This window comes from Chryseobacterium sp. CBSDS_008 (assembly GCF_049959325.1).
Lineage (GTDB): Bacteria > Bacteroidota > Bacteroidia > Flavobacteriales > Weeksellaceae > Chryseobacterium.
In genome coordinates this window covers 3,743,001-3,766,378 of the sequence record NZ_CP188202.1, presented here as the reverse complement: position 1 = coordinate 3,766,378, position 23,378 = coordinate 3,743,001, and the positions used below count along the sequence as shown (strand labels likewise).

Below are 23,378 nucleotides of genomic sequence, written 5' to 3'. Positions count from 1 at the left end.
AGAAAATCCTTTCTACTGTACTTTCCCCCACTCTTCATCGAAATAACGGACTAATATCTGGTTATCCAGACGGTTAACTTCTACGTCTTTCACTTTCATATCCTTATTAAAATAAGACATTTGTGAAAAGTTGTAATCATAATATTTTAAGCCAGATAGCTTTCTGTAGATTCTGTTGTTGACAGGTTCAAATGAAGCCATAGAAAAGCCCCATTCTCCAAAAGACGGAACATAGGTGTGATAGGCTGCCGTAAAAGGAAAAATCTGATTGATCGTTTTTTCGATGCACCAGAAAGATTTCGGGGCGAAATACGGAGAGGTTGTCTGAACCACAATTTTGGTATCAAGCGTTGTCAGCTTCTCCAGTTCTTTATAAAACTGCAGAGAATATAATTTTCCTAAGCTGTAATTGGACGGATCCGGAAAGTCTATGATGATGACATCAAACTTCTTTTTGCTGTCTTTTACCCAAATGTAGGCGTCTTTATTGATGACTTCTACTTTCGGATTGGAAAAAGAGCTTTGATTCAACCTGCGCATGGTTTCGTTGGTCTTGAAAAACCGGGTCATTTCTCCATCAAGATCTACCAATGTTACTTTTTTAACATCTTTGTATTTCAAGACTTCTCTGGCGGCAAAACCATCACCACCTCCGAGAATCAGAATGTTATCAATATTTTTTGCCATAGACATCGCAGGATGTACCAATGCTTCGTGATAGCGGTATTCATCGGTGGATGAAAACTGTAAATTGTTATTCAGATATAAACGAAACTCATGAGTATTTCTCGTTAAAACGATTCTTTGATAGGGTGAGCTTTTGGTATAGACTACATTTTCACCGTATAGTTTTTCTTCAGAGTACGATAAAATCGTATCTGAGAATAAGAAAAGTCCTAACAGAAATGCAAATGCTGCTATAGATTTTACTTTTAGTGATAAAGGCTTTGATAATTCTTTTGTCAGGTAATAGCATAGAAATATCGCAATAGAGATATTAATTAACCCAAAAAATAAAGGCGTTTTTACAATTCCCAGCTTTGGAATCAAAACCAACGGAAAGAGAATCGAAGCCAGTAAAGCCCCGATATAATCGAATGCAAAGACATTTGAGACTAAGTCTTTAAACTGTACTCTGTCTTTCAGAATGTTCATCAGAAGCGGTATTTCCACTCCGACGAGGCAGCCTGTGAAAAAGACAAAAAGATAGAGAACACTTTCAAAGTGTGCGAGTGTATTAAACAAAATAAACAGCACTACAGAGCTGATTCCCCCTACGATTCCTACAAGGATTTCGATCTCGATGAATTTATCAATAAGATTCCCTTTGATGAATTTCGCAAAATAGGAACCTACTCCCATTGAAAAGAGATATACCCCGATAATGAAAGAAAACTGCTTTACAGAGTCTCCTAAAAGATAGCTCGCCAGGGCTCCGGCCACCAGCTCATAAATCAATCCACATGTAGCAATGACGAATACTGAAAACAATAAAAGCAGCTCAAGAGGAATCCTCTTCTTATCCATGAATTGCCGCGCTTATAATCATTGAAATTCCGATGATAAATGCCCCGAAAACAATAGCCAATGCTATATTTTTGTTCTGAGCGATCTCATGCCATGTTTTCTCCGGTGTAAGCTTTTCAATAACGAAATAGCACACGAGAAGAATTGCGATTCCCAAGAATGAGTAAAGAACCGAGTTTAATATGGGTAAGAAATTGATGTTGTCCATAGTTTTATATTTTTATTTGTGATAGTATCTGTAGAATCCTACTCTGGAATGGCTTCTGGTAGTTCCGTCGCGGTATGTTTCCGTTTTGGCACAGTCGCAGACCTGATTTCCCTGATAGGTAAGGTATACGAACCAGGTCAGGAAAAATCCTCCGATTAAACAGAGTATCCAGTTTTGTCTTATGTAATGTAAAATATTAGTTATCATGATGTGGCGTATGGGGTGTTTGAACTATTCTTCCATTTATTCACATTAAAGAAATGTCTTCCTATCCACATCGCGACAAAGAGTGCAATCATTATGAATAAAATAAATCCGAAGTTCCAGAATGAAACAGGAAGCCAGGTTGCCTTGAGCTCTACATAGGTATTGCTTGAAATGGGATCTGTAGTAAGTTTAGGTGCTTCAGCATTAATCAGGGAATCCAGCTTTTGAGTTCCGAAAGACGTTTTAGCAAGTCTGATTACCTGTGAAGTATCTTTTTCCAGCATTTTTTCATCTGCAAAAGTTTGCGTCTGAACCTTGAATATGTCTGTAACCTCTATAGTTCCTGATTTATCCCTTGATATCATCACTCTTGAATCAGGAGATGTAAGACCGGAAAATGAAAGTATTCCGCCTTCTTTTTCGGCGGAAATAAGGAAGTGATACTGACCGGAACTTACCCCGCAAAGATTAAAATCTTCAGACTGACTTCCTTCTGACCAGCTTTCCCCATCTTCATAGCCATGGTATTGTTCGATATCTTTTGAAGTATAGACAACTTCGTTGGTATTTTCATTCACAAGACTTAGCTGAACATTCGCCCACGAATTATCAACACCTGAAAATGCACTCACCTTTAATGGGGCTGAGCCTCCGGAAAGCGTGAAACTTTTACTCACCAGCTCTTTATCTTTTACATCAGCAAAATTGATGGTTTCCGCAAAAACAGTTTCATTGGTTCTTGAGGTATAGACATACAGCTGAAGCAGACAAATCATTAATGCAGCCACACAAAAGATGTTCACAGCCTGCCTGATATCGAAATAATACGGCTGAACGATCCCTATTCCTGTATAATACGGAAGGTTTTGTATTTTAAATGCTTTTTTAACCTCATATCTTGAAATGTGAACTCCATAGAAATACTGGCTTTTTTTACTGGTCTTCTCCTGAGAGATCATACGGGTTCCGTTGACATATTCTTTATAAGTAGCAATACTGAAATCCAAATGTTCATCAAAAAATCCTGCTGCCGCATCTATACTGCATGGTGTATTTTCATACCAGCGATAGGTTCGTCCAAGATAGGTTGGTAATTTCGAATTTTTACCTTTAAAATCATCAGGGTGCATTGAGGTTATAAAAACCCAATGGCCATCGCTTTCACTCAGGAAAGCATCATTTCCTTTGCTGTCTTTTAAAGAATATTCCCGCCAGAAAATGCCTGTTCCGTATTTTTTGACAATAATAGAAACAACGGTATATTCTACACCTTCAATTTTTCCTTTCTGTCCGACATCCAACACAACGTTTTCGGTCGGCACCTTCAAATGTTTGATATTCTTATTTCCGGCTACATCAATAAGATGAGAGCAGGTTTTACAAACATATTCCTCAATAGGAAAAGTAAGATCTAATGTATTTTCGGATTCGCATGCTGGGCAGACATAGTGCATTTTTATCTGTAAATTTTGTGTTTCTGAATGGTATTAGCTTTAAAATACTGAACCACTTCATCTGCAATCTTCTCTACTTTCTCGGTGTTATCCTGGGTATAATTACAAAGGAAAACATCAAAAGTAAGCTGTTTAAATTCCGGCCACGTGTGGATACAAAGGTGAGACTCTTTCAGGATCACTGCGGAAGTAAAACTATCGTTTTCAAAAATATGATTGGTAACTCCAACAATCTCTACCTCTTTGGTTTTCAGAATTTCTTCTGCAAACGCCAGAAAACCTTTGCTGTCTAATAACAAATCTTCTGACTCCGTTTCCAAAGTCAGAAGAATATGTAAACCTTTACTTGATAATGGGTTCAATTAATTTTTTCGTAAATATATTATTTTTTTGGAAGAAAAACTTCAGCAAGCATACATCTTGCACTTCCGCCTCCATTTACTTCAATGGTATTCAGGTCTGAATAAATGATTTCGCAGTATTTTTCAATCGCTGCAACCTGTTCTGAAGTTAGAGACTGATAAGCGGTCTGGCTCATCACCAGGAATTTCTCACCGTCTTTATTCTGAACCTGAAGCATATTTCCTGCAAACTGCTGCATTTGTTCTTCTGAAATTTCAATGATTTCTTTTCCTGAGCCTTTAATGGTTTCTATTACTTTTTCTCTTTCCAGCTCATCATCAATACAGTCAAGGCAGATTACTACGAATTGATCTGCCACACACATCATGACATTGGTGTGATAGATAGGAAGCCTTTCTGTCCCTACCGTCTGGAATGAATGGAAAACAACCGGAGTGAATCCGAATTTTGTACAGAATTCTCTGAACAGTTTTTCATCCAGTCTCAAAGAAACAGAACCGTAAGCAATCTTATTATCGTGATCGAAAATCATACTTCCCGTTCCTTCCAGAAAATGTCCCTGGGTTTCTGAAAATGACCAGTCATCAATTTCAGCAACTTCGAATCCCTGATCCTGGATGCTTTCAATAATATCTTCTCTTCTTTCCACTCGTCTGTTGGATGCGAACATTGGGTATAAAACCACTTTCCCGTCTTTATGGAAACTTACCCAGTTATTCGGGAAAATAGAATCCGGGGTGTGAGGATCCAATGTATCTTTTATGGTAATTACATTGATTCCTTTTTCTCTCAGCTTTCCCACAAAGGTATTGAACTCAGCCAAAGCTTTTGACTGGATATCAGATCCCGTCTGTTCTACCTGAAAATAATTGTTTTCTGCTGTTTCAGCGTTGTAACCGAATGCAATCGGCTCTATCATTAATACTGTATCTGTTGTCTGCATTTTTTATAAGTTTGAGGGTGTTAGTATATGAGAGTTTGAGAGTTTGAACAACGATTTACAAATTATCCTCTTCTTTATTAACCGGAGAGAATGAGCACCACTTTTCCGACTGACTCATCATATTAACTAGCATCCCTATTATTTGGTTATATTGTTTGGGCAAATTTTCATATTGCTCTTCATTCATATAATTGCAGGCAAAAGCAAACTGAAGCCATGTTTGGGTTTCTCTTGCTTCTCCCTCCGAATCTGTAAGCTTAGCTATGAAGGATTTTTCATATTTTCTTTTTCCCCAAGCCTCACTAATATTTGCCGTTACAGATCTTGATGATCTCCTTATCTGGTCTGTAAGTGAATAAAGTTCTTCTTTTGGAAAAGATTTTGAGAGTTCATAAATCAACTGTGCTGTTTCAAATGATTTTTGAAAAACCTTTAAGTCCTGATGAATTTTAATCGTTGACATACACTACTATTTATTTAAAATTAAAAAAACATTCAAACACACCAACACTCTAACTCTCAGACCCTAAAGACGCCTTCACTCTCAAACCCTAAAACTCTCCCACTCCGCTATTCTCTCACAAGCGGCATTGTAGAACATCGCAACAAACCGCCCATTTTAGAGATTTCTCTGTAAGGAATTTCTTCAACTGTCATTCCCCACTCGTTTCTCAAATGGTCATTCATCCTGGTAAATGCTTTGTCTGAAACTACTACATCAGGAGCAATGGAAAAAATATTCGGAAACATTTCAAACATTTCTTCATCATTGATATGGAAACAGTTTTCTTCTCCGAAAATATCAATGATTAAACGGTAGTCGCTTTCATCCACGAATCCTTTTTTATAAATGATACATTTGTCTTCTCCAACGGGATTAAATGTACAATCCAGATGCAGAATACCTTCAAACGGAACTTTATCGTTTTTCTTCAGTTCCAGGTCAATGATTCTTTTCTTCGGAAAATATTCTTTTAAGATTTCTATGGCATATTCGTTCGTTCTTGCAGTCTTATAGTTTCTGTAATCTTCACTGAAGCAGGTTCCGATAAAAAGAAAATCATTCCATACGATTACATCACCTCCTTCAATATGTGCTGTTTCCGGAAGATTGATAATTTTTCTCCATGCTACTTTTTCAAAAACGCTTTTGTATGCTTCCTGCTCGTCTGCTCTGTCAGCAATTACATTGGAAATGATCATCTTATCATCGATCACAAAGGCTACATCTCTTGAAAAAACCTGATTGTAATCTTTGATGATACTTGGGCGCAGCACTTCAACGTCATACTTTTTTAAAACTGCTTCAAAAGCGTTCATTTCATTAATAATATCCTCTTCCTTAGGATAAATGTTGTGTTCGATTGAGTAATATGACTTTGCGTCATAACTTTCCTCCAGTGTGGGAACAGGCCCCAATGAATTAGGCTGGCCTAGAACTACTGACTTCAGCCTACCCGTTTCGTTTTTAATATTTAGTCTCATAAAGATTTATGCAATACTACAAATATAAGTAAAGGTCTCTACCTATAAAACTTTTGGATTATTTTATGCATTAAATTTGATTTCTAAAATCAGTACTCTTCAACAAAATTTCCTTGTCTGTTTGGCTAACTCCAGTGAATAGCCCCAAAAACATCTACAACTTACTATTTTCCATCTACATAAGAACAAAAAAACAGATAATCATATTATTTAATTTCCTATATTAGTGATATAATTTTCGCGAAATTATAACCCATAAAACGTAACTATTAACACCAAAAATCAAAGTCATGAACAAGAACAATCCGGTGCTGAAAAACGCACAAAAATTAGGAAGAGATCAACAAAAATCCGTAATGGGAGGAGCGCCAATCTCAACTGGCAGAAGATGCTGTGAATGGGATGATGCAGGAAACTGTTTTATCTGGACATGCGACAGATGCCAATGTCCATAATAAAAATGAAAGCCTGCTTTTTAAGCAGGCTTTCTTATCTCGTTCTGTTTTCTTCTTCTGTTTTCTGGGTTTCTTTTACCTGATATTTTGAACTTCCTAGAGTATAACTGAACGAGAATACCAATCTGCTGCTATCCCACCAGTGGGTAAAACGGTTATCCATAATCTGTTTATGCCTGAATTCTAACCGCTGTTCATAGGAATCAAAGAGATTATTAAAACCAATCTTCGTGTTCAGTTTATTATCAAACCATGATTTTTGAACTGATACATCTATGGTATATCTTGGTTTAATGATGTAAAGACTGTTACCTGTTTTGGATTCATAACTGCCAAATACATTCACTATAAATCCTTTTGGAAGTGAAAATACCTGGTTCAGCCTCACTTCATAATTATAGATATTCAATGCAAAAACGTCATCCAGATAAGGTCTGAATTCATAATTATAATATCCTGCAACCTGGGTGGTGATATTCCACCATTTTGTAATGCTGATTGGAAAACTGGCTTCCAAAACAGCAAAGTTCCGGTAAGGAAGATTTGTTCCCAGATATTCTAATACATTTGTTTCAGGGTTGTATAAGGGATAACGGGTCATAACGTCTTTTTCTTTACCAATTGTAAAGCTTGCCACCCAGTTTTTATAGCGATAGGTTGCTTTAATCTGGCTGGTAAAGGAAGGCAGTAAATAAGGGTTCCCAATCCAGTAATTTAACGGACTGAAATAAAACCTGAACGGATTAAGCTGTGAGAAAGCAGGTCTCGTTATTCTTCTGCTGTAAGAAAGAGAAAGTTCACTGGAGGTATTCAACGTGTAACTTACACTTAATGACGGCAACCATTTTAGATAGTTTCTTGCAATCACAGAATCCACGGTAACTGCATTGGAAATACTGTTTGTATTTTCAAATCTTAATCCTGCATTGATTTGAACGTTCCCAATTTTTTGCCTGTACGCAAGATATCCAGCCCATATTTTTTCTTTATAAGAGAAAATATTACTTCTCGCAGGATCAAAAACAAATTGATTTCCCACAGACAATGTATCATACCTGATATGATTATCGGTATCAGAATTGCTGTATTTAAAACCTGCTTCGATGTCTATATTGTTTATTTTCTGGGAGGCATCTATTTGTGCAGTATAAATAGTAATTTTATTAACGAGATCAGACCTCCAATATGACAGGATATCCGCTGTACCCTGGTCTCTGTTGATAAAATCATCATTCTGTTTATTTTTAACTGAAAGATAATTCCCTAAAAAACTCAGTTTAAATCCTTTGTTCTGAAAGGAATAATCGGTGGTTATTCCATAATTGTCCTGTAAATAATTAGTGGGGTTTTCACTGACTGTATTCAATACTGTTTGGGTTTCACTTTTATCGGTAGTAAAAAGTGATCCGTTTCGGGCACGGTCATTGTTTCTAAAATTACCTCTCAGACTGAGTCCTAATCTGTTTTTATCATTCAGCCTGAAATCAGCTCCCATCTGCAGGTTGTAAACCTTCCCAAAATCTTCTTGATACGTATGAGTACGCATAATATTAGTATTTGCCAAACGCTGTAAAGCATTATAACGGTAGGTTGATATTCCTTCATTATAACCTGCCTGAACACTGTAGGTTACTTTTCCGGTGTTATATGATATATTGAGTGCATTTTCCCGATAGTTGAATTTATTGATGTATATATTTCCATTATAGCTCCCTTTCCACCCGAGACGGATATTCTTTTTTAGCTTAATATCAATAATTCCCTTAAACTCAGCATCATATTTCGAAGACGGATTGGTGTTTACTTCTATAGATTCTACCATTTCAGGGGATAAGGACCGCAAATAAGCCTGTAATTCCTGATTGCTCATCGCTACAGGCTTTCCATCAATAAAAACAGCAGGTGTAATCCTTCCCCCAATAAAAATTCCGTCCTCCTGATCAACGGTTACACCAGGAGTTTTCCTCAGGACATCGAGAAGATGAGTGGAAGTTTTAAAGTCTTTGTTTCCGGCAACAGATAATACCAGATTGCCGTCATTCAGTTTCACTTTTCGTGGAACAGGCTGGATAACAACTTCTGAGATATTTGTTGTGGACGATTTCGCTTCAGCCAGAGAATCCTGAACTTTTGTTTTGACAGATTCCTGTGCTTTTACAAAAAATGATAAAAACAGCAGAAACAGCAAAAGCCATAATTTGATGATCATAAATTTTACATTTTATGAGATCAAAAGTATCGGCCTGGTGTAAAAAAGCGGTTTTAAAATTAAAATTCCGCAGTACTGAATTATAAATTGGAACTTTGAAACCTAGGATCGGTAAGCGTTTGAGCCTGTTTATACAAAAGTGGTGTTGTATTTTTAATTTTCTTGAATGTTGAAAAGAAAGTTGACTTAGAATTAAAACCTACTTCATACCCTATTTCTTCAATTTTCAGATAGGAACCATTTTCTATCTTCTCACAGGCTTCATTGATCCGGTATTCATTGATGCAGGTAGCAAAACTTTTGCCCAGGTTATCATTCAGCAGTTGGGAAAGCTGATGAGCCGATATATTCATTCTTGAAGCGAGATCGTTTAGTTTTAAATTCGGATTTTTATAGAGCTCTTCTGTATCCATTAACCTCTCCAATCTTGATACAAAGTTGTCTGCCATCTCTCCGGAAATCTTTTTATTGGAATATTTTTCGGTTTCTTTTACCGGAAGCTGCTGATATTTTTTATTGAATAAAATCAAAAAATTGGCATACAGCACAAATGAAAATACCAGACTTCCTCCTGCACAGTAAATCTGTACCCACCCTGTTGAAATCAGCTGATACGTCAAAAAGATAATCGCATTACTAACTAAAACCGGAAGAACAAATTTATTTGGACTTTTATGATTCTGTTTAATGAAAATATAATACTGATAGACCGCAAGAAACACAAATACGGACCAAACGGTATAGATAAAAGTACCAAAGTAGTGATCCCATGTAATAGGAAACACCAAATATAGCAATCCAACCCCTCCTAAAATAAGGGTTAATATTCCAAACCATTTCTGACAGTTTTTCCAGTCAAACTGATCTTGCTGAAAAGAAGATTGTACGTAGTAATATAAAGCCGGTCCGGTAAAAAATAAGGCAGAGAGCCCTAAATGCGGGATAATTCTTGGTAAATCCGGATAAAAATAAATGCAGACAGAAATTCCCACCCTTGTGCTTAGCATCAGTAAAAGAAGTCCAAGGAAAAAATCCGGCAGATATTTCATTTTTTTCACGAACAGCAGATAGATTCCCAGCAGAAGTCCGTTAAACGCTCCTACCGCACTGAAGAAAAATAATATCTGTTGTCCGAAAGTCATTGGGTATTAATTTTTTACAGTAGTAAATTTAATAATTTATTAGATTAAAAATCAACACCATAAAAAATATTCCGGTTTATTGTCAGGCTAAAGTTTATAAGCCGGCTATTTCCTGAATGAATGGGCTAAAGCTCCTGCAGAATTTTCTCATCTAAATATAAAGAATCCCAAAGGAGGCTTTGGGATTCTTTTATGGTATAAGCAAATATTATCTGCTTGCGATGTCGATGTAATTTCTCTGCTGGGCACCTTGGTAAACCTGTCTTGGTCTTCCGATTGGGTCTCCTTTCAGTCTCATCTCTTTCCACTGGGAAATCCATCCCGGAAGTCTTCCTAATGCAAACATTACGGTAAACATTTCTGTAGGAATTCCTAACGCTCTGTAGATGATTCCTGAATAGAAGTCAACGTTTGGATATAGTTTTCTTTCAATGAAGTACTCATCTTCAAGTGCTACTCTTTCTAACTGCATTGCAATGTCAAGAGCTTTATCCTGAATACCAAGTGCGGTAAGGATATCATCAGCAGCTTTCTTGATAATTTTCGCTCTTGGGTCGAAGTTTTTGTACACTCTGTGTCCGAATCCCATCAGACGGAAGTTATCATTCTTATCTTTAGCTTTAGCAACATATTTAGATACGTCACCGCCATCTTTCTCGATCAGTTCAAGCATTTCGATTACAGCCTGGTTAGCACCACCGTGAAGTGGTCCCCAAAGTGCAGATACTCCGGCAGAGATAGAAGCGAAAAGACCTGTGTGGGCAGAACCTACCATTCTTACTGTAGAAGTAGAACAGTTTTGTTCGTGGTCTGCGTGAAGGATTAATAATTTATCTAAAGCATTTACAACTACCGGATCGATTTCGAAATCAGCGTTTGGTAATCTGAATGCCATTTTGTAGAAGTTCTCCACATAGTTCAGGTTGTTATCTCCGTGGTTTAATGGTAATCCCTGAGTTTTTCTGTAAGTCCATGCACAAAGGTGAGAGAACTTAGCGATCATAAGCTCAGCCGCGTGATCCATTTCTTCTTTAGAGTTTACGTTAACTGCCTTCGGGTTGAAAGCTGTTAAAGCAGAAGTTAAGGAAGATAACACTCCCATAGGGTGGGCAGAACGAGGAAAAACATCAATGATTTTTTTCATTTCGTCTGCGATGAAGTTATATTTTTTAATATTGTTGTCGAATGAAGTAAACTGATCCTGAGTAGGTAATTCTCCATGTAATAAAAGATACATTACTTCCGTGAAGTTAGATTTTTCAGCAATCTGCTCGATTGGATAACCTCTGTAGAATAATTCTCCTTTATCTCCGTCTAAGTAAGTGATGTCGCTAATAGTAGCTCCTGTATTTTTGTAACCTAAATCCAGAGTGATCAAACCTGTCTGGTCTCTTAATTTCGAAATATCAATCCCTCTGTCTCCGATAGTACTATCCACGATTGGATATTCATATGAATTACCGTCGTAATTCAATATTACTTTGTTGTCTGACATTATTTATTTATTTTTTTTAAATATACCACTTTCCATAAAATACGGCAAACAAAAAATATCGCTTGCCGTTATTTATAAATTCGATTATCTTTTTATTTTAAATGCTTCTAATCCTGGGAAAATTGCAGTTTCACCAAGGGCTTCTTCGATTCTTAATAGCTGGTTATATTTTGCCATTCTGTCTGATCTTGAAGCCGAACCGGTTTTGATCTGTCCGCAGTTCATTGCTACTGCTAAATCAGCAATTGTAGAATCTTCAGTTTCACCTGATCTGTGAGACATTACTGAAGTGAATTTATTATTCTGAGCCATTTGTACCGCAGCCATTGTTTCAGAAAGAGAGCCAATCTGGTTTACTTTTACAAGGATTGAGTTGGCAATACCTTCTTTTACTCCTCTGGATAATCTGTCTACATTGGTTACGAATAAATCATCACCTACCAGCTGTACTCTGTCACCGATTTTATCCGTTAACATTTTCCATCCTTCCCAGTCATCTTCCTGCATACCGTCTTCGATAGAAATGATTGGATATTTAGCCGCCAATTCTGCAAGGTAAGAAACCTGCTCTTCTCTTGATCTGTGTGCTCCTTTGTCTCCTTCGAATTTTCTGTAATCGTAAGTTCCGTCTTTGTAGAATTCTGAAGCGGCACAGTCTAATGCAAGCATGATGTCGTCACCAGGTTTATATCCTGCTTTTTCGATCGCCTGAAGTAAAGTATCCAGAGCATCTTCAGTTCCGTTGAAAGTAGGCGCGAAACCTCCTTCATCTCCTACTGCTGTAGAAAGGCCTCTTCCTTTAAGTATTGATTTTAGATTGTGGAAGATCTCAGTTCCTTTTCTCAATGCGTGAGAGAAAGAATCTGCTTTTACGGGCATAATCATGAATTCCTGGAATGCGATAGGAGCATCTGAGTGAGATCCGCCGTTAATTACATTCATCATCGGAACAGGAAGGGTGTTTGCATTCACACCACCCACATATTTATAAAGAGGCATTCTCAGTTCTGCAGCAGCTGCTCTTGCTACTGCCAAAGAAACACCAAGAATAGCATTGGCACCAAGATTTCCTTTGTTAGGGGTTCCGTCAAGATCAATCATGATCTGATCGATATAGTTTTGTTCAAAAACCGGCTGTCCAACTAAATTCTCTGCAATTACTTCTTTTACATTTTCAACAGCTTTCAGAACTCCTTTTCCCTGATATTCTGAACCGCCGTCACGTAATTCTACTGCTTCGTGTTCTCCTGTAGACGCTCCTGAAGGTACAGCTGCACGGCCCATTGCCCCGCTTTCTGTAAATACATCTACTTCAATAGTAGGATTTCCTCTGGAATCTAAAATCTGTCTTGCTTCTATGTAAGAAATTGCACTCATTTTTTATTTTTTTAGTTTAGACAAATTTAATCAAAATTTAACTTTTAGGGGTATTTCACGGGATTTTTTTGAAATAAATCCAAGTTAAATTTAAGTTAATTTATATAATGATAATTGCACCATTTTATGGCAGTGGATAGGAATTTAAAATGAGTTTTTTATCATCCTGTTTCTTTAACTTTTTAATTATATTTTTGTATTCTGTTATAGGAATATTTTGAAAATAAGACAGGTACCCGGATTTTCGGATATGATAGTATATTCGCCGGACAATTCAGTTATTCGTCTTTTCATATTCCGGAGACCGTTTCCTTGTTTCCGGCCATCAGGAATTCCGGTTCCGTTGTCAGAGATTTTCATAGAAAAGTTATTTTTTTCCTGCAAAAATGAAAGCTTCAAGGTATTGGCATGACTGTGTTTGTAGACGTTATTAACAGCTTCTTTTAAACAGAGAAAGAGATTACGCCTCATTTCTGTGGAAACAGGTGTATCAGCAATAATATCTTCACATTCTGAATGCAGTATTATTTTTGTTTTCTTTAAAAAGTTTCCGGTATAAAGGATAGCATAATCAATGAAGCTTCCTAAGGTATCATTTCCGGAGTTCAGGTTCCAAAGCATTTCGCGCATGGAGATATTCATTTCTTCAGAGGTTTTCAGAAGTTCATCAATATCGCTCTGCAGATCGTCATCTTCTGCTTTCTGCTTCAGAAATTCAGCCTGAAGTTTTAATGCAGAAATCCCGGCACCAAGATCATCATGCATATCATGGGAAATCCGTTCCCGTTCCTGTTCAAGAACTTTTTGTTTTTCGAGTTCTTTCTGAAGGAGCTGGTTTCGGTGTTCGGCTTCTTTGAGCTGTTGTTCCTTCAGATATAAAAGTTGTTTTCTGTTGTACATTAATACAACGAAAATTGTGAAAGCAACCAGAAGCACAACCAAAAGTAGCGCGATTAAAAAAACAAGTTTTATTTCTGAGGGTAAAGACTTCATTTTTTATCCATCGAGTTATATTTATGTAAGGCAATATAAAATAAGCCACAGCAGACAATATTGATTATATTCAATATTTGCTTCAACAGTTTCAGAAATGGTTTATCAATTTCATTCAGCAGATACATCGGAGTAATTCTGAAAAGAAAAAAACAGCTCCATAAGAGTATTGAGGCTGAAATCCAGAAGATAGGGTCGTCTGTAATTTTCGATGTATTAATATTATTTAATTTATAGCTGCACCAGTACAGCACCTGCAGTATATTGATAACGCAATATGTGATCGCAATATTCAGATTATATTTATCAGTATAAAAAAGTTCTGTATTCAATAGTATTGCTATTAAAACGGCTGTAGATAATGCAGCAGCTATCTTCTTGTTTTTAATGTGCCTAAAATAGAAGATGATAAAATAAAAGCTATTGAAAAGATTCAGATAGTTATACTGAATTGATCTGGTTGGAATAATATTAATTTCCGAAAAAAAATCAACCCCGAAATTTACAGCCAGATACAACAAAAAATAGTCCTGAGAGGACAATTTCTTTACTCTCAAAACTACGATGCCTTTTATCAAAACAATAAAAGAAATGATATAGTAAGCTGTAATAAGCATTTTAAGGTTCTAAACTTCCCTGGTCGTAATAAGGGAAATCTGCACTAAACAGTTGTTTATTATTATCTGACGGCATAGTTGCAAGATAAACTGACTCTTTTCCAGTTCCAACACTTACAGTTTTCTTTTTTCCAATACATGGTATGAAATCAAGCCTACTTACATTTTTTTGAAGACAGCCTTCCAAATACATGTGTATTCTGTCGATATATTGTTTTACGAGAATCAAATCATAGCGTATAGAGTTTGCTACATAAGCATCATTTGATGCATTGGTGAGAGTTCTGCCTAAATCCGTACTATCAAAGCTTCCAAATTGAGATACATCAACCTCATAATATCGATCCAGATTAAAAACAAAATAATGTTTATCCAGTCTGGTTGTATCTGCTGCCTCGTGGAAGGAAAGAGTGGCATATAAATATCCTTTTACACTTTTCAACAACAATTGATTTTCTTCGGGCATCATTCTCGAAAATTCATTAATTGTATTATCTGTAATTTCTCTAAAAGAGATCTTCATTATTGTATAGCCATCATTTAAATGGTTTCTAACAAGGGTTTCAAGTAAGCGGAAGTCTATATACAGCTCCTGTGCGAGGTTGGGAACCCGTTGCTGAAATACGCCACTGTTTACTCGAAATTCATCATCCCCTATAGGATGTGTTACAAAAAAGGTTACACCATGTTTCGTAATATAATCCTTTAGCTGTTGTTCCCGCTCAGTAAACTCGGCCATTTCATAGAAGTCTTTAATTGTGCCTGCTTTTTGCATAGCAATAATAGCAGCTTCCAGCGTGCATTTAAAATCGTCCAATTCTTTTTCCATTTTTTAGTTTTTTGATTGATTAAATTTATTGACTGCCTCCACTTTATTGTTTACGTGAAGTTTTCTGTAGATATTTCCGACATGTTTTTTGACAGTATCGATGCTGATGAATTTCTGATCTGCAATTTCTTTGTACAGAAGTCCCTGTGAAAGAAGTTCAAGAACTTCCTTCTCACGTTCTGTAAGTTCATCAAACCCCTTGATTTCCGGAAGTTTTTTTTCGAAATGTTTGAGTACTCTCCTTGCAATAGAAAGGCTCATAGGAGCACCGCCATTATAGACATCGCGTATAGAAGAAAGAATCTTGTCCATGCTTTCTCCTTTTACAAGATATCCCATAGCGCCAGCCTTTAGAGAATTAAAGATCTTTTCATCATCATCAAAACTGGTGCACATGATAAATTGTGTACCGGGCATTTCTTTTCGTAATTTTTCTATGATTTCTATACCGAGCATATCCTGCAGCTGGATATCCATCATTACGACATCCGGAGAAATACCGGGCAGATTCATCATTGCATCATTTCCATCAAAGAACTGAGCGGTCACTTTCATATCCTTCTGATAATTGATGACCTTCTTCAACGCATTGTTGTAGTTTTTTTCATCTTCTACTATGGCTATGGAAATGCTCATGTCTTTGTTTGTTTGAAGCAAATTTCAACAGAAAACAATTTGAAATCAATTACACCTTTGTGTAATATTAATGTTTGAGTTTGAAGGTATGGTTCAGTCTTTTAGTTTTTAATAAATTTAATCAATTTTTTATTTCAAAAACAATAATAACTTAAATATTTCACATTAAATTAAAACAAAATCAAAGAAGTTATAACTGCATCTTTAAAATGAATTATTATTTCATAATCTGGTCAAGAATAGGATGATCAAGGCTGCTTACTGTATTATGGAATTTGATCTGTTCAAAGATTTGAATCTGGTTTCTTCCTTTTTTAAGCCATACACCAGGAATGTAAAGGGTTTGCTGGGGTCCTGCAGTACTCCAGTATCTTCCTGCATTTCTTCCATTGATGAAAACAACACCTTTCCCAAAGTTTCTCATATCAAGAAAAGTATCTCCCGTCTCATCAAGTGTAAATTCTGCTTCCTGAATTACGGGCGAGTGAATAGCAATATCTCTTTTTTTAAAAGTATGTTTAGGAAAGCTGCCAAATGGCAGCGGAAGCATTTCCCAATTTCCGGAAACTTCATTCCCGTTGATTTTCACCGGGCTGATGATTCCTTTTATATTATGAATAATTTCTGCTCCATAATTGATCCGACCCATATTTTCAACCAGAATTTCCAGCCGGTCTCCGGATTTGATTTCAATATCCAGATCATACTTTTTATTTATCCTGTTCAATTCTCCTTTCCATTTCCCATTGATGTAAATATTCGCATAATCACGCAATCCCTTTATCTCCAGCGTTCCTTTCTGATCTTTATTAAACTTTCTTCTGTAAAGTATATACCCGTTACCGATATTAAGATCTTCAAATGTCAGCGGCTGGTCACTTATAACTGGTTTCTGGCCATCGGTAAGGTCAAAAAGACAATTTACTTTTGAAAATTCAATTTGGGGAATAGTGATAACCTTCACCGGTTTTGGAACATCCGGAAGCTTACCCTTATGTATGTTTTGAAAGATTTTTCTCAATGCATTATATTTGGGAGTAGCCCATCCCGCCTCATTGATGGGAGCATCATAATCATAGCTTGTAAGATCGGGCTGGATGTCATGATCCTTGTCATAATTGGCGCCACTGGTAAATCCAAAGTTGGTTCCGCCGTGAATCATATAATAATTAAAAGAGACTCCATTTTCTATATATAGCTTTGTTTGCTTTACCACTTCTTCGGTAGAAACCTTAACAAAAGGTTCGGCCCAATGATCAAGCCACCCTGGATAATATTCTGCTACCATATAAGGACCTTTTCCTCCATGATATTCATTGATGCTTTTCTTTAAAACCTCAATATCACTTTCTCCGTTTGCTGCTGGTAAAGCACCTTCAATAGAACCTCCTTTGAAAAGCGAACTCCCGTCTGAAGTAAATAACGGCACTGAAATACCGCTGTTCACAAGCATTTCTTTTATCTTATGGCTGTATTTCCTGTGTTCTTCCAGGGGAATATCTTTTCTCTGAGCTGCATAAGATCCAAATTCATTTTCTGCCTGTACCATGATCACCGGACCATTACTGATCTGCATAGGCACAATATGTTTGGCCAGCTGATTGATATATTTCCGGCATTCTTCTAAAAAGGCTTTATTATCTCTTCTGATTTCAAGGTCTTTATTTTTTTGCAGCCACCACGGATAGCCCCCGAATTCCCATTCTGCACAAACATAAGGTCCCGGCCGGATAATGACGTATAAGCCTGCTTCCTGTGCTGTTTTTATAAACTTTTGCAAATCCTTTTCTCCTGAAAAATTCCATTTCCCGGGAGACTCTTCATGATAATTCCAAAAAACATAAGTGGTAACTGTATTCAATCCCATTGCTTTCATCATCTCCATACGGTGCTTCCAGTATTGTGAAGGAACCCTTGGGTAATGCATTTCTCCTGAATATATTGTAAACGGATTTCCGTTTAAGAAAAAATGCCCATCTCTTATTTCAAAATTTCCTTTTTGGGAAAACATAGTATTCAAGGAGAAAAATAAAAGAATTGTACATAAATAACGGTTAAAATTTCTCATATTGTAAGGCATGATTTTTGTAAAAATTAAAATATAAAAATCATATTGAATAATCAAATAATATAATCATGAAAAAAAGTCTTTTAGCGTTAGGTGCTGTACTGGCACTGGCTGTAGTCAGCTGCAAAAAAAGTGAAAGCGGAAATAAAAGCGTTATCAAAACAGACAGTTCGGAAACTGTAGTTACAGACAGCAACGGAAAAATAGATTCGGTAACACAAAGTTCTTCGACAGTAGATATCAATGGACAGAAAACTGAAAAAACAGATTTTGTTTATAAAGCTACGGACGGAACATTGGTAAAAGTAGTATTTAAAAACGATCCGAAAGAAAGTACAGTAGCCATCACCAGCAATAAGAAAACATTTACCCTGCCTAAGTCAGAAACCAAAGGAGATGAAACGGTTTACAAGAAAGATGATATGACTGCAACGGTAAAAAGAGACAGCCTACACCTTGAGCAGGGCAATCATATTATTGAGCTGAAAAGAACAAAGATTTAAATACAGTAATGTCCTTCAAATATTGAGGGACATTTTACTTTATAAGCATTACATAAAAAACCATCCGGACTCCGGATGGTTTTTTATGTATATCTGAATGAATATTATTCTTCAGTTTTTTCTTCAGTAGTGTCAGCTTTAGCTTCTTCTACTTTCTCTTCTACTGCAGGAGCTTCAGCTACTACAGCTTCAGCTTTTTTAGGTGCAGCAGTTGATCTTCTGCTTCTTCTTGTAGCTTTTTTCTCTTCAGCATTCGGGTTGTAAAGCTCGTTGAAATCTACCAGTTCGATAAGAGCCATATCAGCAGCATCACCTGGTCTGAAACCTGTCTTAATGATTCTTGTATAACCACCGTTTCTTTCAGCGATTTTAGGAGCTACAGTTCTGAATAATTCAGCAACCGCAAATTTATTTTGAAGGTAAGAGAATACTACTCTTCTGTTGTGTGTAGTATCTTCTTTTGCTTTTGTTAATAGAGGCTCAACATATACTCTTAAAGCTTTAGCTTTAGCTACAGTAGTGTTGATTCTTTTATGCTCAATTAGAGAACAAGCCATATTAGAAAGTAAAGCACTTCTGTGAGAAGCTGTTCTTCCTAAGTGATTGAATTTTTTACCGTGTCTCATTATTAATTATTTATCAGCGTCTAACTTATATTTTGCAACGTCGAAACCGAAGTTAAGACCTTTTGAATGCACTAATTCTTCTAGTTCTGTCAAAGATTTTTTACCAAAATTTCTGAATTTCATCAAATCAGACTTACTGTAAGAAACCAATTCTCCAAGAGTTTCTACTTCAGCTGCTTTCAGACAGTTAAGGGCTCTTACAGAAAGATCCATATCTGCTAATTTAGACTTAAGGAGTTGTCTTGTATGAAGAGTTTCTTCATCGTATTGGATAGATGCTTTTACAGCTTCAGTTTCAAGTGTGATTCTCTCATCAGAGAACAGCATGAAGTGATAAATTAATATCTTAGAAGCTTCAGTTAAAGCATTCTGAGGGCTTATAGACCCATCAGTTTCTATATCTAATACAAGTTTTTCGTAGTCTGTTTTTTGCTCTACACGATAATTTTCAATGCTGTATTGTACTTTCTTGATTGGCGTGAAAATAGAGTCAATAGCAATAGTACCTACCGGTGCATTGTTTGACTTATTTTGTTCTGAAGGAACATATCCTCTACCTTTTTCAATATTGAAAGTAATTTCGAAAGTTACATCAGTGTTTAGGTTGCAGATCACTAAATCCGGGTTTAGAACCTCAAATCCGTTGATAGACTTTCCTAAATCACCAGCAGTAATAACCGTTTGACCTGAAACTTTAGCAACAACCTGCTCGTTAGCCTGGCCTTCTGCTGCAGCTTTTAATCTTACCTGCTTAAGGTTAAGAATAATTTCGGTAACGTCTTCGATTACTCCTGGAATAGTTGAAAATTCGTGCTCTACACCTTCTATTTTGATAGATGAAATAGCGTATCCTTCCAGAGAAGAAAGCAACACTCTTCTCAAAGCATTACCGATTGTAAGCCCGAAACCTGGTTCTAAAGGTCTGAATTCAAATTGACCTTTAAATTCATCAGAGTTAAGTAAAATTACTTTATCGGGTTTTATGAATTGTAAAATTGCCATATTATTGGGTTGAGCAAAAATTTGATTAAAAAATTATTTAGAGTAAAGTTCGACGATAAGGTTTTCCTTAATGTCCTCCGGAATCTGGATTCTTTCAGGAGCAGAAATGAAAGTACCTTCTTTCTTCTCATCGTTGAATTGTAACCACTCATAGTTTGACTTAGAAGCCAATGCATTGGTAACAACTTCAAGAGATTTAGACTTTTCTCTTACAGTGATTACATCACCAGCTTTTACCAAGTAAGAAGGGATATTAAGAATTTCTCCGTTCACAGTGATGTGTCTGTGAGAAACCAATTGTCTAGCTCCAGATCTTGTTTTAGCAAAACCTAATCTGTATACTACGTTATCCAATCTTGATTCACAAAGTTGTAATAGAACTTCCCCTGTTACACCTTTGCTTCTGTGTGCTTTTTCAAATAAGTTAGCAAACTGTCTTTCTAAAATACCATAAGTATATTTAGCTTTTTGTTTTTCAGCCAACTGAACTGCATATTCTGATTTTTTAGCACCTCTTCTTTTGTTAGGACCGTGTTGTCCTGGCGGTTGGTTCTTTCTTTTTTCGAAGTTTTTATCATCTCCGTAGATTGCAGCACCAAACTTTCTAGCAATCTTAGTTTTAGGTCCAATATATCTTGCCATAATGGGTAAATTCTAAAAATTAAACTCTTCTTCTTTTTGGTGGTCTACATCCATTGTGTGGCATAGGAGTCACATCAATGATTTCGCTAACTTCAATTCCTGAATTGTGGATAGATCTGATAGCAGATTCTCTACCTGCACCAGGACCTTTCACAAACACCTTTACTCTTCTTAAACCAGCTTCGTGAGCTACAGCAGAGCAATTTTCAGCTGCCATCTGAGCAGCAAATGGAGTATTCTTTTTAGAACCTCTGAAACCCATTTTACCGGCAGAAGCCCAAGAGATAACCTCTCCGTTTTTATTTGTTAAAGAAATGATGATGTTATTGAAAGAAGCTTGAATATGGGCTTCACCAATAGCTTCAACTTTTACTTTTCTTTTTTTAACTACTTTAGTTTGTTTTGCCATAATTCCTAACGATTATTTACTAGCTTTTTTCTTGTTAGCAACAGTTTTTCTCTTCCCTTTACGTGTTCTAGAGTTGTTTTTCGTTCTCTGGCCTCTTAAAGGTAATCCAAGTCTGTGACGTATTCCTCGTTGGCATCCTATGTCCATCAATCTCTTGATGTTCAATTGCACTTCAGATCTCAATTCTCCTTCTACTTTTACGTTTTCAGAGATATATGTTCTGATTGCAGCCAATTCATCGTCATTCCATTCGTTGACTTTCTTGTCTTCGCTGATACCGGCAGCTTTAAGGATTTCAGAAGAAGTACTTCTTCCTACTCCATAGATGTAAGTTAAACCGATAACACCTCTTTTGTTTTTTGGTAAATCAATACCTGCAATTCTCGCCATAATTTAATGTTAACCTTGTCTTTGTTTAAATTTTGGGTTCTTCTTGTTGATTACGAATAGTACACCTTTTCTGCGTACGATTTTGCAATCAGCGCTTCTTTTTTTAATTGATGCTCTTACTTTCATTTTGATCGTATTTATTTTTTAACAATAGCCAAATGGAAGTCATGCGACTCCCTTTGGCGTTTGTTTAATATCTAAATGTGATTCTCCCTTTTGATAAGTCATAAGGAGACATTTCTAGTTTTACCTTATCACCAGGTAAAAGTTTAATATAATGCATTCTCATTTTACCAGAAATATGAGCGATAAGAATATGCCCATTTTCTAGTTCTACACGGAACTGAGCGTTCGAAAGTGCTTCCGTTATAACGCCGTCTTGTTCAATATGTTTTTGTTTTGCCATAAATTAATATCCAGTCGTTCTTGATAATTTAGACTGCATTAAGCCATCATAATGATGGTTCAGCAGATAAGTATTAATCTGTTGAACTGTATCTAAAATTACACCCACCATAATTAATAGTGACGTTCCCCCGAAAAATAGGGCAAACGCATCTGTCTGAACAAAGGTTCCGTGCACAATTGCCGGAAGGATTGCAAAGATAGACAAAAATATTGCACCTGGCAAGGTAATTTTTGATAAAATATCATCTAAATAATCAGCGGTCTCTTTACCGGGTCTTACTTTTGGTACTAAACCTCCATTTCTCTTCAAATCATCAGCCATCTGGTTTACCGGAATTGTAATCGCAGTATAGAAAAATGAGAAGATAATAATTAATAGCGCAAACAATACATTGTACTGCCAGCTAAAAACATTCTTGAAACCTGCAAGAAAAGTATTAGATTCATCGAATTTTGTTAATAATCCTGGTACGAACATCAGTGCCTGGGCAAAGATAATCGGCATTACACCAGCAGCATTTACTTTCAATGGAATCCATTGTCTTGCTCCCTGCATAAGATTTCTGTTTACACCTCCTCTTGCTTGAGCTCTGCTTACATACTGAATCGGGATTTTTCTAACAGCAACCGATAAGATCACCGCTAAAAGAACTACCACCATCCAGAATAATACTTCAATAAGGATCATGATAGATCCCATTCCTCCTTTTCCGTTCTGCACGGCCATCTCCTGTACGAATGCTTCTGGTAATCTTGAAAGGATCCCCACCATAATAAGGATAGAGATACCGTTTCCGATACCTTTGTCGGTGATTTTTTCACCTAACCACATTGCGAATACTGAACCAGCAACCAAGATTACAATACTTGGCAACCAGAACATGATAGAATTGGGCTCTACAAAATATGCAGACTGGAACTGAGCATATGGTAAGAATAATTGAGTAATAGAAGTTAAGTAAGAAGGTGCCTGTACCAGACAAACTCCAATCGTTAACCATCTTGTAATTTGGTTCAATGTATTTCTACCGGACTCTCCATCTTTCTGAAGCTTCTGAAGATAAGGAATAGCCATCCCCATCAACTGAACAATAATAGAAGCAGAAATATAAGGCATGATTCCTAACGCCATTACGGAAGCGTGGCTGAAAGCTCCCCCCGTAAACGACGAAAGCAAGCCAAGGAGACCTGCTCCTTGCTTGTTACCGCCTTGATTTTTATAATGCTCTAAGAGATCTCCCACCTCTGCAAGGTTAATTGCAGGAAGCGAGATATAAGATGCGAATCTATACACAAGGATAATACCTAAAGTAAAGAGAATTTTATCTCTAAGTTCTTTAAGACTCCAAATATTTTTAAGTGTTTGTATAAATTCTTTCATTAGTAAGTA

At 36.5% G+C, this 23,378-nt stretch carries 27 protein-coding genes; 2 read left to right on the top strand and 25 right to left on the bottom strand.

Going from position 1 to position 23,378, the window contains the following annotated elements; genetic code table 11:
* Positions 1 to 12: 12 nt before the first annotated feature.
* The 8 genes from ACP3T3_RS17080 to ACP3T3_RS17045 all read right to left on the bottom strand — a co-directional run bounded on the left by ACP3T3_RS17080 (position 13) and on the right by ACP3T3_RS17045 (position 6,187).
* Positions 13 to 1,527 (bottom strand): polyamine aminopropyltransferase, encoded by a 1,515-nt coding sequence (locus ACP3T3_RS17080; protein ID WP_426476984.1) that lies wholly within the window; start codon positions 1,525 to 1,527, stop codon positions 13 to 15.
* Positions 1,520 to 1,735, bottom strand: coding sequence for a DUF350 domain-containing protein (locus ACP3T3_RS17075; protein WP_062673653.1), 216 nt, complete (start codon positions 1,733 to 1,735; stop codon positions 1,520 to 1,522). The genes ACP3T3_RS17080 and ACP3T3_RS17075 overlap by 8 nt, the downstream gene beginning before the upstream one ends.
* Before the next feature lie 12 nt (positions 1,736 to 1,747).
* Complete coding sequence (locus tag ACP3T3_RS17070; RefSeq protein ID WP_426476983.1) at positions 1,748 to 1,942, bottom strand: hypothetical protein; 195 nt, start codon at positions 1,940 to 1,942, stop codon at positions 1,748 to 1,750.
* Positions 1,939 to 3,396 (bottom strand): DUF4178 domain-containing protein, encoded by a 1,458-nt coding sequence (locus tag ACP3T3_RS17065; RefSeq protein WP_426476982.1) that lies wholly within the window; start codon positions 3,394 to 3,396, stop codon positions 1,939 to 1,941. The genes ACP3T3_RS17070 and ACP3T3_RS17065 overlap by 4 nt, the downstream gene beginning before the upstream one ends.
* Before the next feature lie 2 nt (positions 3,397 to 3,398).
* Positions 3,399 to 3,758, bottom strand: coding sequence for an S-adenosylmethionine decarboxylase family protein (locus ACP3T3_RS17060; protein WP_426476981.1), 360 nt, complete (start codon positions 3,756 to 3,758; stop codon positions 3,399 to 3,401).
* Between the two features lie 20 nt (positions 3,759 to 3,778).
* Positions 3,779 to 4,702, bottom strand: a complete 924-nt coding sequence (ctlX, locus tag ACP3T3_RS17055; RefSeq protein WP_426476980.1) for a citrulline utilization hydrolase CtlX — start codon at positions 4,700 to 4,702, stop codon at positions 3,779 to 3,781.
* Positions 4,703 to 4,757: 55 nt separating this feature from the next.
* The gene (locus ACP3T3_RS17050) at positions 4,758 to 5,165 is read right to left on the bottom strand and encodes a four helix bundle protein (protein WP_426476979.1); all 408 of its coding nucleotides are present in this window, start codon (positions 5,163 to 5,165) and stop codon (positions 4,758 to 4,760) included.
* Positions 5,166 to 5,272: 107 nt separating this feature from the next.
* The gene (locus ACP3T3_RS17045) at positions 5,273 to 6,187 is read right to left on the bottom strand and encodes a dimethylarginine dimethylaminohydrolase family protein (RefSeq protein ID WP_426476978.1); all 915 of its coding nucleotides are present in this window, start codon (positions 6,185 to 6,187) and stop codon (positions 5,273 to 5,275) included.
* Positions 6,188 to 6,477: 290 nt separating this feature from the next.
* Here ACP3T3_RS17045 and ACP3T3_RS17040 point away from each other — a divergent pair, with 290 nt between their 5' ends.
* Positions 6,478 to 6,642 (top strand): hypothetical protein, encoded by a 165-nt coding sequence (locus tag ACP3T3_RS17040; protein ID WP_426476977.1) that lies wholly within the window; start codon positions 6,478 to 6,480, stop codon positions 6,640 to 6,642.
* Between the two features lie 34 nt (positions 6,643 to 6,676).
* Here the strand turns inward: ACP3T3_RS17040 and ACP3T3_RS17035 are convergent, their stop codons facing one another.
* The 9 genes from ACP3T3_RS17035 to ACP3T3_RS16995 form a co-directional block, all read right to left on the bottom strand.
* Positions 6,677 to 8,851: a TonB-dependent receptor domain-containing protein gene (locus ACP3T3_RS17035; protein WP_426476976.1), complete on the bottom strand. Its 2,175-nt coding sequence runs from the start codon at positions 8,849 to 8,851 to the stop codon at positions 6,677 to 6,679.
* A gap of 80 nt (positions 8,852 to 8,931) precedes the next feature.
* Positions 8,932 to 9,993: a helix-turn-helix domain-containing protein gene (locus ACP3T3_RS17030; protein ID WP_426476975.1), complete on the bottom strand. Its 1,062-nt coding sequence runs from the start codon at positions 9,991 to 9,993 to the stop codon at positions 8,932 to 8,934.
* A gap of 208 nt (positions 9,994 to 10,201) precedes the next feature.
* Positions 10,202 to 11,488, bottom strand: coding sequence for a citrate synthase (locus ACP3T3_RS17025; protein ID WP_426476974.1), 1,287 nt, complete (start codon positions 11,486 to 11,488; stop codon positions 10,202 to 10,204).
* Between the two features lie 84 nt (positions 11,489 to 11,572).
* A complete protein-coding gene (gene eno, locus ACP3T3_RS17020) occupies positions 11,573 to 12,865 on the bottom strand; it encodes a phosphopyruvate hydratase (protein WP_426476973.1) in 1,293 nt (430 codons plus the stop codon).
* A 204-nt stretch (positions 12,866 to 13,069) separates the two neighbouring features.
* Complete coding sequence (locus ACP3T3_RS17015) at positions 13,070 to 13,858, bottom strand: sensor histidine kinase (protein ID WP_426476972.1); 789 nt, start codon at positions 13,856 to 13,858, stop codon at positions 13,070 to 13,072.
* Positions 13,855 to 14,475, bottom strand: a complete 621-nt coding sequence (locus ACP3T3_RS17010; RefSeq protein WP_426476971.1) for a hypothetical protein — start codon at positions 14,473 to 14,475, stop codon at positions 13,855 to 13,857. The genes ACP3T3_RS17015 and ACP3T3_RS17010 overlap by 4 nt, the downstream gene beginning before the upstream one ends.
* 1 nt (position 14,476) lies before the next feature.
* Positions 14,477 to 15,304: a hypothetical protein gene (locus tag ACP3T3_RS17005; RefSeq protein WP_426476970.1), complete on the bottom strand. Its 828-nt coding sequence runs from the start codon at positions 15,302 to 15,304 to the stop codon at positions 14,477 to 14,479.
* Positions 15,305 to 15,307: 3 nt separating this feature from the next.
* Positions 15,308 to 15,940: a response regulator gene (locus ACP3T3_RS17000; protein WP_426476969.1), complete on the bottom strand. Its 633-nt coding sequence runs from the start codon at positions 15,938 to 15,940 to the stop codon at positions 15,308 to 15,310.
* A 217-nt stretch (positions 15,941 to 16,157) separates the two neighbouring features.
* The gene (locus ACP3T3_RS16995; protein WP_426476968.1) at positions 16,158 to 18,008 is read right to left on the bottom strand and encodes a glycoside hydrolase family 35 protein; all 1,851 of its coding nucleotides are present in this window, start codon (positions 18,006 to 18,008) and stop codon (positions 16,158 to 16,160) included.
* Between the two features lie 68 nt (positions 18,009 to 18,076).
* On the opposite strand from ACP3T3_RS16995, the gene ACP3T3_RS16990 reads away from it, so the two are divergent.
* Positions 18,077 to 18,511 carry a hypothetical protein gene (locus tag ACP3T3_RS16990; RefSeq protein ID WP_426476967.1) on the top strand — a complete coding sequence of 145 codons (435 nt, stop codon included), beginning with the start codon at positions 18,077 to 18,079 and terminating at the stop codon, positions 18,509 to 18,511.
* A gap of 104 nt (positions 18,512 to 18,615) precedes the next feature.
* Here the strand turns inward: ACP3T3_RS16990 and rplQ are convergent, their stop codons facing one another.
* The 8 genes from rplQ to secY form a co-directional block, all read right to left on the bottom strand.
* Positions 18,616 to 19,137, bottom strand: a complete 522-nt coding sequence (gene rplQ / locus ACP3T3_RS16985) for a 50S ribosomal protein L17 (RefSeq protein WP_047422412.1) — start codon at positions 19,135 to 19,137, stop codon at positions 18,616 to 18,618.
* Positions 19,138 to 19,143: 6 nt separating this feature from the next.
* Positions 19,144 to 20,139 (bottom strand): DNA-directed RNA polymerase subunit alpha, encoded by a 996-nt coding sequence (locus tag ACP3T3_RS16980; protein WP_002983269.1) that lies wholly within the window; start codon positions 20,137 to 20,139, stop codon positions 19,144 to 19,146.
* Positions 20,140 to 20,172: 33 nt separating this feature from the next.
* Positions 20,173 to 20,781, bottom strand: coding sequence for a 30S ribosomal protein S4 (gene rpsD / locus ACP3T3_RS16975; protein WP_047096812.1), 609 nt, complete (start codon positions 20,779 to 20,781; stop codon positions 20,173 to 20,175).
* Positions 20,782 to 20,800: 19 nt separating this feature from the next.
* Positions 20,801 to 21,190, bottom strand: a complete 390-nt coding sequence (gene rpsK, locus ACP3T3_RS16970; RefSeq protein WP_002983263.1) for a 30S ribosomal protein S11 — start codon at positions 21,188 to 21,190, stop codon at positions 20,801 to 20,803.
* Between the two features lie 12 nt (positions 21,191 to 21,202).
* The gene (rpsM, locus tag ACP3T3_RS16965; RefSeq protein WP_002983260.1) at positions 21,203 to 21,580 is read right to left on the bottom strand and encodes a 30S ribosomal protein S13; all 378 of its coding nucleotides are present in this window, start codon (positions 21,578 to 21,580) and stop codon (positions 21,203 to 21,205) included.
* 9 nt (positions 21,581 to 21,589) lie between these two features.
* Positions 21,590 to 21,706, bottom strand: coding sequence for a 50S ribosomal protein L36 (gene rpmJ, locus ACP3T3_RS16960; RefSeq protein WP_007839480.1), 117 nt, complete (start codon positions 21,704 to 21,706; stop codon positions 21,590 to 21,592).
* A gap of 64 nt (positions 21,707 to 21,770) precedes the next feature.
* Positions 21,771 to 21,986, bottom strand: coding sequence for a translation initiation factor IF-1 (gene infA / locus ACP3T3_RS16955; protein ID WP_027381317.1), 216 nt, complete (start codon positions 21,984 to 21,986; stop codon positions 21,771 to 21,773).
* Between the two features lie 3 nt (positions 21,987 to 21,989).
* Positions 21,990 to 23,369: a preprotein translocase subunit SecY gene (secY, locus tag ACP3T3_RS16950; RefSeq protein WP_089692682.1), complete on the bottom strand. Its 1,380-nt coding sequence runs from the start codon at positions 23,367 to 23,369 to the stop codon at positions 21,990 to 21,992.
* Positions 23,370 to 23,378 lie beyond the last annotated feature (9 nt).